This is a genomic window from Dokdonella ginsengisoli (genome assembly GCF_042652785.1).
GTDB lineage: Bacteria > Pseudomonadota > Gammaproteobacteria > Xanthomonadales > Rhodanobacteraceae > Dokdonella_A > Dokdonella_A ginsengisoli.
The window spans coordinates 95,585-110,752 of record NZ_JBHSHD010000016.1; the positions used below are offsets into that span (position 1 = coordinate 95,585).

General features: G+C 68.7%; 11 protein-coding genes. 1 reads left to right on the forward strand and 10 read right to left on the reverse strand.

Translation table 11 applies throughout. The features are described 5' to 3' along the window. Positions 1-15: 15 nt before the first annotated feature. From ACFO6Q_RS18320 to murJ, 10 genes are all read right to left on the reverse strand, one after another. Positions 16-3,822: a pilus assembly protein gene (locus tag ACFO6Q_RS18320; protein WP_380022568.1), complete on the reverse strand. Its 3,807-nt coding sequence runs from the start codon at positions 3,820-3,822 to the stop codon at positions 16-18. Between the two features lie 31 nt (positions 3,823-3,853). After that, the gene (locus ACFO6Q_RS18325) at positions 3,854-4,495 is read right to left on the reverse strand and encodes a pilus assembly PilX family protein (RefSeq protein ID WP_380022569.1); all 642 of its coding nucleotides are present in this window, start codon (positions 4,493-4,495) and stop codon (positions 3,854-3,856) included. Positions 4,496-4,504: 9 nt separating this feature from the next. After that, positions 4,505-5,845: a PilW family protein gene (locus ACFO6Q_RS18330; protein WP_380022570.1), complete on the reverse strand. Its 1,341-nt coding sequence runs from the start codon at positions 5,843-5,845 to the stop codon at positions 4,505-4,507. After that, positions 5,842-6,366, reverse strand: a complete 525-nt coding sequence (gene pilV, locus ACFO6Q_RS18335; protein WP_380022571.1) for a type IV pilus modification protein PilV — start codon at positions 6,364-6,366, stop codon at positions 5,842-5,844. Before pilV ends, ACFO6Q_RS18330 begins: the two co-directional genes overlap by 4 nt. Positions 6,367-6,377: 11 nt before the next feature. Further along, on the reverse strand, positions 6,378-7,031 hold the full coding sequence (locus tag ACFO6Q_RS18340) for a GspH/FimT family pseudopilin (protein WP_380022572.1): 654 nt from the start codon (positions 7,029-7,031) through the stop codon (positions 6,378-6,380). Between the two features lie 230 nt (positions 7,032-7,261). Next, positions 7,262-8,209, reverse strand: a complete 948-nt coding sequence (gene ispH / locus ACFO6Q_RS18345; protein WP_380022573.1) for a 4-hydroxy-3-methylbut-2-enyl diphosphate reductase — start codon at positions 8,207-8,209, stop codon at positions 7,262-7,264. 241 nt (positions 8,210-8,450) lie between these two features. Continuing rightward, positions 8,451-8,936 carry a signal peptidase II gene (lspA, locus tag ACFO6Q_RS18350; protein WP_380022574.1) on the reverse strand — a complete coding sequence of 162 codons (486 nt, stop codon included), beginning with the start codon at positions 8,934-8,936 and terminating at the stop codon, positions 8,451-8,453. A gap of 2 nt (positions 8,937-8,938) precedes the next feature. Further along, positions 8,939-11,848: an isoleucine--tRNA ligase gene (ileS, locus tag ACFO6Q_RS18355; RefSeq protein WP_380022575.1), complete on the reverse strand. Its 2,910-nt coding sequence runs from the start codon at positions 11,846-11,848 to the stop codon at positions 8,939-8,941. A gap of 137 nt (positions 11,849-11,985) precedes the next feature. Further along, a complete protein-coding gene (locus tag ACFO6Q_RS18360; RefSeq protein ID WP_380022576.1) occupies positions 11,986-12,966 on the reverse strand; it encodes a bifunctional riboflavin kinase/FAD synthetase in 981 nt (326 codons plus the stop codon). Between the two features lie 47 nt (positions 12,967-13,013). Beyond that, the gene (gene murJ / locus ACFO6Q_RS18365) at positions 13,014-14,621 is read right to left on the reverse strand and encodes a murein biosynthesis integral membrane protein MurJ (protein ID WP_380022577.1); all 1,608 of its coding nucleotides are present in this window, start codon (positions 14,619-14,621) and stop codon (positions 13,014-13,016) included. 185 nt (positions 14,622-14,806) lie between these two features. Between murJ and rpsT the strand changes: the two genes are divergently transcribed. Further along, complete coding sequence (gene rpsT, locus ACFO6Q_RS18370; RefSeq protein ID WP_380022578.1) at positions 14,807-15,070, forward strand: 30S ribosomal protein S20; 264 nt, start codon at positions 14,807-14,809, stop codon at positions 15,068-15,070. Positions 15,071-15,168: the final 98 nt, after the last annotated feature.

Genomic DNA, 15,168 nt, shown 5'->3' on the forward strand with positions numbered 1-15,168 from the left:
CGCATTGGATTGTCGTCACCAGCCGAGCAGTTCGCGCCAGGCGCCGCGATGCCACGGCGGGACGGCCTTGTCCAGCGTTTCGCGTACCTGCTCCGCCAGCAGCGGCGTGAGACCCGGGATGACCAGCCTGCCGCCGCCGCGCGCGACCATCGCATCGGCCGGCGGAGTGGACAGATTGGCCACGGCACCGACCAGGGTATTGCCGCTGCCGCTGCCGCCCCAGCTCGTGATCGGCGCTCCGGTGCCGCCGTCGACGGCCATGATCGAATAGCGGGCGCCCGGATCGCAGGGATCGTCGCTCTTCGGGATCAGGCCGTACAGCAGGGCGACGTTGCCGGTCGTGAGCGGAAGTGCGCGGCGCTGCGCGCGCTCGCCCTGCTCGGTGTCGATGTTCAGCGGGATGCGCCAGCCGTTGGCCATCACGGAGGACACGGTCGCCTCTCCGGTATCCGGATCGGTGACGGTCAGGCGCATCGGCGGGACGTCGCTCACCACCTCGGTCGGTTCCTCGAAGCCGGTGATGCTGCGCGTATTGTCCGTGCCCTGCGTCATCGTCTGCGTGACGAGCTGGCTCACCTTGATCGGATACGCCGACGATTCGGTGCCGTAGTCGCGGATGCCGTAGAACGCCTGCTCCGGAATCGCCGAGGTGCGGTCGTCGCTGCCCAGGTACTTGCCGGTGCCGACGACGATGATCGGCCGCCGCGTGCCCGGATCGCGCAACGCGGTCGGGTTGAAGACGATCGGCTGGTCACCGACGGCACTCGCGCCGCCGTTGCCGTACGTGGTGAACATCAGGTCCACCTTCCATTCGTCGATGTTCTCCGAGGAAAGATCGAAGCGCCACAGATTGCCGGCGAGATCGCCGGCGTAGACGAGATCGTCCACCTCGTCGGAAGCGAGGTCGTAGACCATCGGCGTGGACAGGCCGAAGGTCTTGAATCCGCTCGGCCGGTCCTGCGGAGCGTCGCTGGTCGGGATCTCGCGGATCAGCGTGCCCGACTCCAGGTCGATGACGAGCAGCGAGGTGCGCTTGGCGGCGGCTTCCAGGCGGTCGCCCGGTGCTGCGGCCGCGTCCGCATTGGACGGGAAGTAGCCGCTCGACACCACCGCGACCCACTTGTTCTGGTAGTGCAGGCGCGCGACGTTGGCCGAGTCGTAGGTGTAGCCGAGCGACGCGCACGAGCGCGAACCGGCGACGCAGGGCCCGTCGCCGTCGGTGCTGGCGGTGTCGCCGCTGGTGAACTCCCACATGACCACGCCACCGCTTCCCGCAGCGCTCGTCTCGCTTTCCATCGCCGGCTCGGTCACGTCCAGCACGTAGATGCCGCGTCCGCCCAGGCGCATCGAGCCGAGCAGGATCGTGCGCCAGCTGCCGTCGACGAAGACGTCGGCTTCGCGCGGACGCGAGTCGACGCCCGGGGTCAGACCGGATTCGCGAATCGTCGACTTGGCCAGGCGGCCGTTGTGGATGAGCAGGTTCGGAACGTAGGCCCAGGATTCCGCACCGGTGTCCGCGTCGAACGCGTGCAGCATGCCGTCGTTCGCGCCGACGTAGGTCATCGGCTGGCGCGAACGCTGCTGATTCTGGTAGCCGGCGTAGCTGTCGTCCTCGCTGGCTGCGGCCGCCTGCGCCTCCGGCGAATCCGCCGGGAACATGTCGTGGTAGCCCGAGCGCGGCGAGGATACGTAGGCCGGCTCGCCGTTGACGACGGCGCCCAGCACCGAACCCCGCGCACGCAGCGCCGGCGTCGTCGTGACGGTTTCATGGTCACGATTGCCGCGCAGATAGTCGACCCGGATCGAGCCGTAGCCGTCGCACTCCGTGGTACCCCCGGTGCAGGTCGCGGCGCCGGGCTTCTGGTTCAGCGCGTTCTGCTGCGCCGTGCTGAGATTGGTCCAGCGGAACGGCACGCCGGTACCGCTGCCGTCCGAGGTGATGATGATGCGATCGTTCGGGTCGCGGGCGGTGCCGGTGCCGGGCGGGTCGTCGCAGAGACCTCCGCTGAGCAGGCAGCCGGCGTCCCATTCCGCGGCCGTCGGCGCGCCGGCGTCGTCGAGCTGGGAGCGGCGGAACGTACCCGACCAGTCGCTGCTGTCGTAGCCGCCCTGGTAGCCGCTGTTGCCGCCGGTCAGGATCGGCAGCGAGATCGATTCCGGCGTCGACGCGGTGCTCTGCGCGACCACGCTGGCGATGATCTTCTGCAGTGCCTCGATCAGCTCGGCCGGATTGGAGGCGGCGAAGAACTCGCCGCGGCTGTTGATCGCCGCGTGCCACATGTCGTCGATCTTTTCGGCCGTATCCGAATACGGGCTGTTGCCCTGCAGCTTGGGCCACTGCAGCTGGCCCTTGCGCAGCTTGAGCAGGTTGTCCGCGGTCTTGCGGATCGTGCCGTCGACGCCGAAGCCGATCATGAATTGGACCAGATGCGGCCAGGTCGCCGGATCGTTGGCCGGGTTCCAGTACAGCTCCTCGTTATTCAGCCAGTTGTCGCCCGGACCCAGCGGCGTGGTTCCGGTGACGCCGGTGGTGCGGTCGGCGAGATAGGGGCGCACCTTGAGCTTGGTCTGCTCATTGTTCTGGAAACCCGGTCGCAGGTCGGTCGCCCAGTAGTGGAAGGCGATGTCGGCCATCGTCTTCTGACCGCTGCTGAGTTCGTTCCAGAAGATCTTCGACACGTCGGCGGACGTCGAATAGGTCTCGTCGTCCGGCAGATCCACTCCCGTGGTGTCGGTCTGAGTCACCGTCACGACGCTGTTGTTCCACAAGCCGTCGGTCATCTGGATGTGGAAGTTCTTGCGGCAGCTCAGCTCCTTGTCGAGGGCACGATCCCAGTAGGGATTGGTGTCCGCCGCACCGGTGTCGCGCTGGAAGAACTTGCCCACGCGATCGGCGGCCGCCTGGTTGGGCGTGTTGCCGCCCACCGGAGTGGAGAAAAGCCAGGTGTAGAAATTGTTGCGCGTCTGCGCTCCGCTGACGTTCTCGAACGGGAAGATGCCCGTCGACGTGGCGATCTGCCGCGTGTTGATGTTCTGCCAGGCCACGCGGATGTTGCGATCGAACGTGGCGAACGCGCGCGACACCGCAGTGACCGAGGCGGTGTAGCGCGTGTGATAGTACGAATACCAGTTGGCGAAATTTTGCCGTTCGTCGGCTGGAAGGACTACCCATTCCCAGTTCGACGCCGTGTACAGCGTGCCGGTATTGCTGATCTTTCCGTCCGTACCGAGAGTCAGCGTGACGGTGCTCTTGAGCCGGTAGTAGCCGGCCGACTTGCCGCAGAAACGCGATCCCGTACCGAGATTGCGCTTGGTGGAGGCGGTCGGGGAAGCCGGCCGGTTGGCGATGATGCCGTTGTCCCATGCCGCATCAAATGCAGCTTGCAGGAAGGAGGTGCCGTCGGCCTTCAGCGGCGGATCGTACTTGGCGTTGGGGTTGTAGTAGACGCCGTTCATCGCCCAGGATTTCGGGTCGGCCGCGTCGGTGATGCGCGGGTCGATGACACCCGCACACAGGTACGGACTCAGGTCCGAGCCGGGGTACGTCGCGGTACCGCTCGTATCCTGCTGATCCGTGGCGCCCCAGCCTGCACCGGTGTAAGGACGCTGGTCGGGCATGTGGTTGCGCCCCATCGAGCCCGAATCGTCGAACGTCAGCACCACGTTCGGTGCGACCTTCGAGGTCAGCTCCGGCGGCGTGGTCAGCAGGTCGACCGTGCCCTCCGCGGCATCCTGAGCGGATACGGCCTGCGGCAGGCCGGCCAGCAGGCAGGCCACGGTGGCGGCCAGGGACAGGGTGAAGGACGATCGCATCCTGGTCATGGGGTTGGCTCCTCGAAGGATTCGCGCCTGCTCAAGGCTCGATGCCGGTATTGGTCAGGTTCACGGTCGAGAACACGCTCTCGTTCGCGCTGAGGACGGCCGCCGTGCCGCCCTGGCTGCGCGAGGTGATTCGATAGAACCAGGCCGTGCCGGCGCCGCCCTTGCGTTCGTCGTCGATCGCTCCGGACTGGCTGCCGGCGCCCGGCGGCACGTTCGGCCCGAGGTCCTCGACCAGAACCACCGGCTGGGTCGCCAGCGACGCGGTCTCGCTGTCGCCGCTCAGTCCGGTCAGCGTGCCGCCATAGCTCGGCGTGCCCGGCAGGGCGGACTCCCAGGTCCTGGAGGTGCGGAACTTCTGCACGGCGAGCGGCAGCGTGCCGTCGACGCTCGGCCGGTACACGCAGGTGCCCGAGCTGCTCTCGATGCACGGCGGCAACGGCTGGGTCCCGCTGAAGGAAAGGTTCCACAGCCACGCTTCGGTTCCGCGCAATCCGCTTTCGGCACCCATCAGGCCGAGCTGGCGGTTGCGCATGCCGCCGGTCATCTTCTCCTGCAGGATCGACGTGCCGATCGCGGTCAGCGTCAGCAGCGTGATCAGCAGCAAAAAGATCAGCGCGACGAAAAGGACGGCGCCGTGCTGGCGCGCAGGCAGGCGGTTGGAGTGCGGTTTCATCGCGGTGGCCTAGAAGTTCCGGTTGCGGACGGTGGTGTAGGCGACGAACTCGCGCCGCATCTGGTTGCCCGTGCTCAGTCCCGACGGCAGCGAGGTGGGACTTGCGAATTCCTCGCCGTCGAAGTGATAGGTGCGGCTGGCCTCGTCGAGCGGGCCGATCTCGTCCACCGTGTTCACCAGCAGATGCGACTCGACGGCGCGCACCGAGCGCCACATGCAGCCGGGCTCGATGTTGAGCCCCGGCGGCGGCGGCGGGCAGTCGGTGCGATCGTTGACTTCGTCGGCGGTCAGGAACTGCGTGCTGCCGCTGATGTCCTGCACGCCGTACCGGAACGCGAGCTGGTCGACGCCGCGCACCAGTTCCTGCTCGACGCCGTTCTCGCGGCGGATCAGCACGGGAATCAGGCGCTGGTCGGCAGAACTGTTCGGACGCGCGTCGGGATTTTGGTCCGCACGGAACGCGAGGTAGTAGCTGACCGTGACGAACCCGCCCTTGAAATCGAACAGGCGCACGTCGCGGGTGCGGTTGCCCTTGCACAGGAAGCCGCCCGCGCCGGCGAGTATCCCGCCGGTCGCATCCGGACCCGCGCCGATCGTCAGCACGTTGCCGGAAACGGCGGCGATCGGCAGCACGGCCGGACTGACGCAGTCGGACACCAGGGCCAGGCCGGCCGACATGCCGCTGATCGGATCGTCGCCGGTCTGCGGCGTCACCGTGATGGTGTCGCCGTTCGCCAGGTCCGTACCGGAGGCGACGCTGCAGGCATTCACCGGAACCGTCCATCCGCTGCCGCGCTGGTAGCGGATGGTCAACACGTCGGAAGCCGGCACGCGCTGCCCGTCGGCCAGCCCCATGTCGGGAATCGTGCCGGTCGGCAGCGCCGGCGTGCAGTCCGCGGCGGAACACGCGTAGCCCTGGACGAACCAGCGCGGGCTCAGGGTGTAGGCTGCCGTCGCCGCGTCCTGGGACGGATTGCCGTCGGCGTCGATGCTGTTGATGTTGCTGTCGGGCAGCTGGAGATCGGTCGCGTAGACCATCGGTGCGCGCACCGGCACCATCGGCACGGCCGCATCCGGCGAGCTCGGGCCGGTCGTGTTGCTGCAGTACTGGGCGCCGAACATGCGCAGGTCCTGCTCCATGCGCGTCACCGCGAAGCGACCGTTCTCCTGCAGGCGCGCCAGTCCGTCCTGCAGCTTGTTGGTCCGGCTGGTACCGCTGAACAGGGTCATGATGCCGATGCTGAGCAGCAGGCCCAGGGTCAGCGCGATCATGATCTCGAGCAGCGAGAAGCCCCGGATGGAATCCGCCCGACGCTGCGGGCGCTGGAGGGTCTGACGCGTCGAGGTCATGGCTGGAACACCCAGGCGAAGGTCTGCGTGGCGGGCTGGTCGCGGGAGGACGCATCGGCGGGGCGATCCAGCCCGGCTTCGGTCCAGCGGATGATCATCGTGCACAGGCCGTTGAACGGAGCGGTGCCGGTCTGCGCGCCGGTGCCCAGCTGGGTGCCTTCGCAATTGATGGAAGCATCCGCATTGGGCAGGAACTCTCGAAGCTGCCGGTTCCAGATCTCCTTGTCGCGCGCCACTACGGCCGCGGCCGTGCAGACCGAAGCCTGGCATCCGGGCTCTCCGGTGCCGTCCGAGCCTTCGTACTCGTCGACGTATTCCACGGTGTGGCCGAGGTTGCCGCGCATGCGGTCGGCCATCGACTCGGCCAGGAACGAGGCCTGCGTGCGCAGGTAGGCGCTGTGGTTGGTGCGCACCGACACCACCATGAGCCCGGCGACGCCGAGCAGTCCGAGACTGAACACCAGTACGGCGATCAGCACCTCGAGCAGGGTGAAGCCGCGGGTCCGGTTCAAAATGCGCATCGTGCGGGTCCTCAACTGCAGCTGCCGGCCGTGGAATCGGTGGTATCGCGGCGCGATTCGATCAGGCCGGTTCCGGTGACGCGAATCCGCCGCGACTGCGTCGGGTCGGCGTCCGCGGACGGCCGGCACACGCTGAAATCGAAGCCGGTCGCATCGCGCAGCGCACCGGTCGGCGTGAACACCACCTGGTCGTCGGCGCCGCCGCCTTCGCTCGCCGAAAGAATGCGGTAGCCCTCGGCCAGGGCGTCGCGGTGCAGCAGGCACAGCGGCACCGTGCTGTCGCCGTTCGCCGCGTCATCCAGATAGCCCTCGCATGCGGCCGCGGTGGTCCCGGGCGAGGTCGGCGTGTCCTGGATGTTGCCGTCGGCATCTTCGGCGGAGACGACGACCTGCCAGCCGTTGGTCCAGCTGCCGCCATTGGCGATCACCGCGGCTGCGCGGCCGCGCTTCACCGCCTCCGAGCGCGCGGCGTTGAGGGCGCCGACCAGGCTGTTGGTGTTGTCGCTGACCGACATGCGAATGGAAAACTCGCGATAGCTCGGGAATGCCAGCGCGGCGAGGATCGCGACGATGGAGATCGTCACCAGCAGTTCGACGAGCGTGAAGCCGCGCGCGGGACGAATCCCCGAGCCGCCCTGAAGTCCGGCGAGTACGTGTGTTCGCATCGAAACAGCCCCTGCTCTTTCGGTCCGACAGCCCGGCGTCGCGGCCTCGGAAAGCGCCCGCAGTCCCGGGAGGTTAGTCGGCGCAAGGCTAGCGGCGGAGCGCGCGCGAAGTTAAGAGGCAGCCGACCGTCGCGCCCGCAAAACCGACGAGCGGCACGGCGCCTGCGCAGGCACGGCGGGCGAAGCTGCCGGACGGGTGAGCAGCCTGGCGGGAAAAGCGGCGCCGGTGGCTAGGCGACCACCCGCAGGCGCAGCTCCTTGGGCAGCGCGAACGTCACGTTCTCCGGCTCGCCGTCCAGCTCGCGCACGCTGGCGCATCCGGCCTCACGCAGATGGGTGACGACCTCGCGCACCAGGCTCTCCGGTGCCGAGGCGCCGGCGGTGACGCCGATGCGCTCGCGCCCGGTCAGCCACTCGGCGCGGATGTCGCCGGCCCCGTCGATCAGGTAGGCCGGCACGCCCTGCTTCTCGGCCAGCTCGCGCAGGCGGTTGGAGTTGGAACTGTTCGGCGAGCCGACCACCAGCACGAGGTCGCACTGCTGGCCGAGCCGGCGCACGGCGTCCTGGCGGTTCTGCGTGGCGTAGCAGATGTCGTCGTGGCGCGGCCCGACGATGGCCGGGAAACGCCGCTGCAGGGCCTCGATGACCGCGCGCGTGTCGTCGATCGACAAGGTGGTCTGCGTGGCGAAGGCGATCTGCTCCGGATTGCGCGGCCGCAGGTCCGCCACGCATTCGGGTGTTTCGACCAGATGGATCGCACCGGCGTTGGACGGATCCCACTGCCCCATCGTGCCTTCGACTTCCGGGTGACCGGCGTGACCGATCAGCACGACGTCGCGGCCGGCCTTGCCGTGGCGCGCGACTTCCATGTGCACCTTCGTCACCAGCGGACAGGTCGCGTCGAACACGCGCAGGCCGCGCTCGGCCGCCTCCCCGCGCACCGCCTGCGACACGCCGTGCGCGCTGAAGATCACCGTCGCGCCGTCGGGCACTTCGGCCAGCTCGTCGACGAAGATCGCTCCCTGGCCGCGCAGCTTGTCGACGACGAAACGGTTGTGCACGACTTCGTGGCGCACGTAGATCGGCGCACCGAACGTCTCGAGCGCGCGCTCGACGATCTCGATCGCACGATCGACGCCGGCGCAGAATCCGCGGGGGTTGGCGAGGATGACTTGCATCAGTAGGGCGTGCCGTCTTCGTTCGGGTACGTCGGCCGGGGTTCGGTAGTCGCACGAAGCGCCGTGTCCACGTCGGCGTAGTGTACCGGGCCGGTCCGGGGCGCGCGATCGCCGATCTTCGCGGAGGAGACCCGCCGGCTGCCGTGGTTCACGATCGGGGGCGCACCGGCCGCGCGAAGGCCCGCGACCGTGCCGGCGCGCAGGGATTCCCCGCCACGCCCCGGGTACACGAACGGGGCGGTCACGACGACCTCTTTCCTTCGAACAATCCGAACGCGATCAGCAGCACCGCGCCGACGCTGATCGCCGAGTCGGCGACGTTGAACGCCGGGAAGTACCAGTCGCCGTGATAGACCTGGATGAAATCGGTGACGTGGCCGAAGCGCAGGCGATCGATCAGGTTACCGATCGCGCCGCCGACGATCAGCGCCAGCGGCAGCGCCGTGCGCCACTCGCCGCGCCGCGTGCGGCCGAGCCAGACCACCAGCACCGCGCTGACGCCGATCGCCAGCGCGGTGAACAGCCAGCGCTGCCAGCCGCTTTCGTCGGCGAGAAAGCTGAAGGCAGCGCCGGTGTTGAACGCGAGCGTCCAGTTCAGGAAGCCCGGGATCACCTCGACGCGCTGCAGGTGGTCCAGCGCCCCGAGCACGACGTGCTTGGTCCACTGGTCCAGCACGATGACCAGCAGCGACAGCAGCAGCCAGGGCAGCGCGTTGCGCCGGGTCATCGTCAGAACCACCGGCGCGTCTCGCCGGGACCATCGACATTCTCGACGCAGCGTCCGCAGATGTCCGGATGCTCCGCATGCGCGCCGACGTCCGCACGGTAGTGCCAGCAGCGGATGCACTTCGCCGCGTCGCTCGGCTGCGCGGCGACCCAGACCTTGGCGCCTTCCAGTTCCACGCCCTGCACGTCGGTGCGCTCGGACGGGTCCGGCGTCACCGCCAGATCGGCCAGTGCGAGTTCGGAGGTGATGAAAAGGAAGCGCAGCTCGTCGGCGACCTCGGCGTAGCGCGCGCAGGTCGCCGCGTCGGCGTGCACGACCAGCTTGGCCTGCAGCGAGGCGCCGATCGTGCCGGTCGCGCGCATGCCTTCGAGCAGGCGCGACGCCGCGCCGCGGATGGTCAGCAGATCGGCCCACCAGCGACGCTGTTCCGGCGAACCCTGCGTCGCGGCCAGGCCGTCGTACCAGGTCTCCAACAGCACCGACTCGCCGCGCGGGCCGGGCACGAACTTCCACAGCTCCTCGGCCGTGAACGACAGTACCGGCGCGATCCAGCGCACCAGCGCCTCGAGCACACGGTACATCGCGCTCTGCGCGCTGCGCCGCCCGCGGCTGTCGGTGGGCATCGTGTAGAGCCGGTCCTTGGTGATGTCCAGGTACAGCGCGCCCATTTCGTTGGTGCAGAAGTTCTGCACGCGCTGCACGACCTCGGGGAAGTCGTGGCGCGCGTACGCGGCGGCGACCGCCTGCTGCACGTCGTAAGCCTGCTGCACGGCCCACTGGTCGAGCAGAAGCGTGTCCTCCACCGCCAGCAGGTGCCGCTGCGGATCGAAGCCGTCGAGATTGCCGAGCAGGAAGCGCGCGGTGTTGCGGATGCGGCGGTAGGCGTCGGCGACGCGCTTCAAGATCTCGTCCGACAGCGCCATCTCGTTGCGGTAGTCGGCCGAGGCGATCCACAGGCGCAGGATGTCCGCGCCGTAGTGCTTCATCACGTCCTGCGGCTCGATGCCGTTGCCGAGCGACTTGGACATCTTGCGGCCCTGCGCATCGACCGTGAAGCCGTGCGTGAGCACTTCGTCGTACGGCGCACGTCCGTGCATCGCGGTCGCCGTCAGCAGCGAGGACTGGAACCAGCCGCGGTGCTGGTCCGAGCCTTCCAGGTACATCACCTTGTCACCCGGCTTGCGCGCCAGCTGCGGCCGCTGGTCGAGCACGCACCAGTGCGTGACGCCGGAATCGAACCAGACGTCGAGGATGTCGGTGACCTTCTCGTAGCGCGCCGCCTCCTCGCCGAGCAGCTCGGCCGGATCGAGCGCGTACCAGGCGTCGACGCCGTCCTTCTCGACGCGCCGGGCGACCTCCTCCATCAATTCGACGCTGCGCGGATGCGGCTGGTGGTCGGCCTTGTCGACGAACAGCGCGATCGGCACGCCCCAGGTGCGCTGGCGCGAGATGCACCAGTCCGGACGGCCGGCGACCATGCCGGCGATGCGCTCCTCGCCCCAGGCCGGAAACCAGTCGACGTCGTCGCGGATCGACTTCAGCGCCGCCGCGCGCAGGCCGGCGCGTTCCATGCCGATGAACCACTGCGGCGTGGTGCGGAAAACGACCGGCGTCTTGTGGCGCCAGCAGTGCGGATAGCTGTGCGTCAGCTTCGCCTCGGCCAGCAGCACGCCGCGCTCGCGCAGCAGCGCGACGATCGCGTCGTTGGCCTTCCACACGAACTGCCCCTCGAAGATCGGCGTGCCCGGCAGGTAGACGCCGTTGCCGCCGACCGGATTGAGCACGTTCGCCGGATACCGGTCGACCAGGCCGTACTGCTGGCCGACGGCGAAGTCTTCCGCGCCGTGGCCGGGTGCGGTGTGCACCGCGCCGGTGCCGTCCTCGGCCGAGACGTGGTCGCCGAGGATCAGCGGGATCTCGCGGTCGTAGAACGGGTGCTTCAGGCCCCTCGCCACCGCCTCTCCCGTTTGCGGGAGAAGGGATTGCAATGCGGCGCCCTTGACGTGGCCGAGCACGTTCACCTTCTCCACGCCGTAGCGCGCCAGCGCGCGCGCGGCCAGCGCTTCGGCCAGCACCAGCAGCACCCTCGTGCCGCCACGCGACGGGCCTTCGGCGAGCACGTAGTCGAGATCGGGGCCGAGCGTCACCGCCACGCTCGCCGGCAGCGTCCACGGCGTGGTCGTCCAGATCGGCACCGCGACGACGTCGCCGTCGGCGATCGTCACGCCGAACTTCGCCGCCAGCGCCTTCGGATCGATCGCGTCGTAGGCGACGTCGATCGCCGGCGACTGCTTGTCCTGGTATTCGATCTCCGCCTCGGCCAGCGCCGAGCCGCAGTCGAAGCACCAGTGCACCGGCTTGAAGCCGCGCACGACGTGGCCGTTCGCGTGGATCTTCGCCAGGGCGCGGATCATGTCCGCCTCGTACCTGAAGTCCATCGTGCGGTACGGGTTGTCCCAGTCGCCGAGCACGCCCAGGCGCTTGAAGTCCGCGCGCTGCAGGTCGATCTGCTGCGCGGCGTACTCGCGGCACTTCGCGCGGAAGGTTTCGGCGTCGACCTTCTGGCCGACCTTGCCGATCTTCTTCTCGACCGCGACCTCGATCGGCAGGCCGTGGCAGTCCCAGCCCGGCACGTACGGCGAGCGATAGCCGGCCAGCAGCGCCGACTTCACCACGATGTCCTTGAGGATCTTGTTGACCGCGTGGCCGAGATGGATCACGCCGTTCGCATAGGGCGGCCCGTCGTGCAGGATGAAGGCGTGCTCGCGCGCGGCGGTGCGGCGCTGGATCTCGCCGTAGCGATCGGCCTTCTCCCACTCGGCCAGCATGCCGGGTTCGCGCTTGCCAAGATCGGCCTTCATCGCGAAGTCGGTCTTCGGCAGGTTGATGGTGTCTTTGTAGTCTCTGGACATGGAAAGGCCGGATCGGGAATCGGGAATCGGGAATCGGGAATCGGGAATCGGGAATCGGGAATCGGGAATCGGGAATCGGGAATCGGGAAAGACTATCTGCTGTTCGTCATTCCGGCGAACACGCAAATCCAACGACATCAAATGGGAGCGGGATCGCGGCTTTCACCGGTGCGGCGCAGCCTCTTCTCGCCGGCGAGGATCGCGCGCGCCTGCTCGGCGTCGCGGTCGATCTGCCGCACCATCGCGTCGAGGTCGTCGAACTTCAGTTCGTCGCGCAGCTTTTGTTCGAATTCGACCTCGATGCGACGGCCGTACAGGTCGCCGTCGAAGTCGAACAGATGCGCCTCCAGCAGCGGCTCGCCGCCGCCGTCGACGGTCGGGCGCACGCCGAGGCTGGCGACGGCCGGCCATGCGCGGTCGCCGATGCCGTGCACGCGCACCGCGAAGATGCCGTCGACCGGCGAGGTGCGCCGCCCGAGCCGGATGTTCGCGGTCGGATAGCCGAGCTTGCGCCCGAGCTGCTGCCCGCGCACGACATGGCCGCCGATGGCGAATCGGCGGCCGAGCAGGCTTGCGGCAGCGTCGAACTCGCCGGCAGCCAGATGCCGGCGGATGCCGCTGCTGCTGGTGCGCTCGCCGTCGACGAGCACGTCGTCCATCACTTCCACGTCGAAGCCGAGCCGCGCGCCGAGCTCGCGCAGCAGCGCGACGTCGCCGCGGCGCGCGTGACCGAAGCGGAAGTCGGCGCCGACCCACAGCTCGCGCACGCCGCAGCGGCGCAGCAGCACGTCCTCGACGAACCGTTCCGCCGGCATCGCCGCCAGCGCGGCGTCGAAGCGCAGCGACAGCAGGGCCGACACGCCGGCCGAACGCAGGTGCTCGATCTTCTCGCGCGCGCTGGCCAGCCGCGGCACCGGCGTCCCGCGCGCGAAGAACTCGCGCGGGATCGGCTCGAAGCTGATCGCGAGTGGCGTCAGCGCCCGCGCCGCCGCGCGCTCGCGCACGCGCGCGAGCAGGGCGCGATGGCCCAGATGCACGCCGTCGAACGCGCCGACGCATGCCACGCTGCCGCCGGGGGCCAGGCTCGGCCCCGCGACGTCCCGGAACAAGCTGATCATCCGCCGAGTATATCGGCCGATCCCGCGCTTGCGGCGAGCGCGCGCACTCAGATGCCGCGCAGGTCGCGCAGGCGGAAGCCGCCGGCCAACAGCACGGCGACGAAGGTCGCGCCGGCGGCGCCGATCACCACGCCGAGCCGCCACACGCGCGTCAGCGGCGACCAGCCGCTCCAGTCCGGCCAGCACCACAGCGCCGCGACGATCACCGCCACCATCGCCACGCAGGCCACCGCCAGTCGCGCCAGATGCCGCGGCCAGCCCGGCTGGCTCACGTAGACGCCGTCGCGCTTGAGCGCGAGCCAGAGCTGGGCAAGATTGAGATAACCGGCCAGTGCGCTCGCCAGCGCGAGCCCCATGTGCAGGCCCGGCACCTTGTCCAGCGCGGCGAACCAGCCGCCCTCCAGATCCTCCGGCCGATGCCACAGAGACAGCAGCAGGCCGACGAAGAGGACGTTCAGCACCATGTTGGCGACCATCGCGACGATGCCCGCGCGCACCGGCGTCCTGGTGTCCTGGCGCGAATAGAATGCCGGCGCAACGACCTTGACCAGTGCGAATGCCGGCAGTCCGAACGACAGCGCCGACAGCGACAGCGCCGCCATGTGCACGTCGTGCGCGGTGAAGCGGCCGTGCTGCAGCAAGGTGGCCAGGATCGGCTCGGCCAGCAGCACCAGCGCGAGCATCGCCGGCAGCGAGATCAGCAGCGCGGTGCGCAGTCCCCAGTCCAGCGCCTTGGCGAATCCCTCGCGATCGGTCGCCACGTGATGGCGCGACAGCGACGGCAGGATCACCGTGCCGAGCGCGACGCCGAAGATGCCGAGCGGGAACTCGAGCAGGCGGTCGGTCTGCGCCAGCCAGGTCTGCGAACCGGTAATCAGGAACGAGGCGATCAGCGTGTCCAGCAGCAGGTTGACCTGCGCCACCGAGGAGCCGAACAGCGTCGGCACCATCAGCTTGAGGATTCGCCGCACGTCCGGATGGCGCCAGCCCCAGCGCGGCAGCGCGAGCAGGTCGAGGCGCCGCAAGGCGGGCAGCTGCACCAGCAGCTGCAGGATGCCGGCGGCGAAGATCGCCCAGCCCAGCGCCATGATCGGCACGTCGAAATGCGGCGCCCACCACAGCGCGCCGGCGATCATGCACAGGTTGAGAATGATCGGCGTCAGCGCCGGCAGGGCGAACTTGTGGAAGCTGTTGAGCACGCCGCCGGCCAGCGCGGTGAGCGAGACGAAGAACAGGAACGGAAACGTCACCCGCAGCAGGTCGGTGGTCAGCGCCAGCCGGCCCGGCTCGTCGGCCGCGCCGAGCGCGAAGCCGCGCGCGAGCCAGCTCGCTCCGAGCACGCCGAGCGCGGTCAGCACCAGCAGCACGCCGCCGAGCGTGCCGGCCGTGCGCGCCACGAGTTCCTTGAGGTCGGCGTGCGGGCGCGTCTCCTTGACCTCGGTCAGCACCGGCACGAAGGCGACCGAGAACGAACCCTCGGCGAACAGCCGACGCAGGAAATTCGGGATACGGAAGGCGACCCAGAACGCGTCGGTCGCCGCGCTGGCGCCGAACGAATAGGCGATGGCCTGCTCGCGCACCAGCCCGAGGATGCGCGACAGGAACGTGCCGCCGCTGAAGCTCAGCATCGAGCGGAACAGACTGGGACGGCTCATGCGCAAAGCCGGGATCGGGGATCGGGGATCGGGGATCGGACAGGGCGAAATCTCGCCGGCACGCGGCTTTCGATGCCCGCCCCTTCGCCCGACGGCCGGATCGCGCCTAAGTGATTGACGGCATACGGCGCTACCGGCATAATTTGCAGTCTTTTTCCGAACAACCCATTTCCCGGAGTCTTCCCTTGGCCAACATCAAGTCCGCGAAGAAGCGTGCGCGCCAGTCCGAGCAGCACCGCCAGCGCAACGCCAGCGCGCGTTCGATGGTTCGCACCGCGATCAAGAACGTCGTCAAGGCGATCGAAGCGAAGGACAAGGCTCGTGCCGAAGCCGCGTACAAGATCGCCGAGCCGGTCATGGACCGCTACGCCTCGCGCGGCCTGATCCATAAGAACAAGGCCTCGCGCCACAAGAGCCGCCTGACCGCGCACATCAACGCGCTGGGATGAGTTTCCGCGGTCGTCCCTGATCGCGAAAACGCGGCGGTCGTCCAGACCGCCTCCTTCAAGAAAGCCGGCTGTGATCGCCGGCTTTTTTGTTGCCTGCA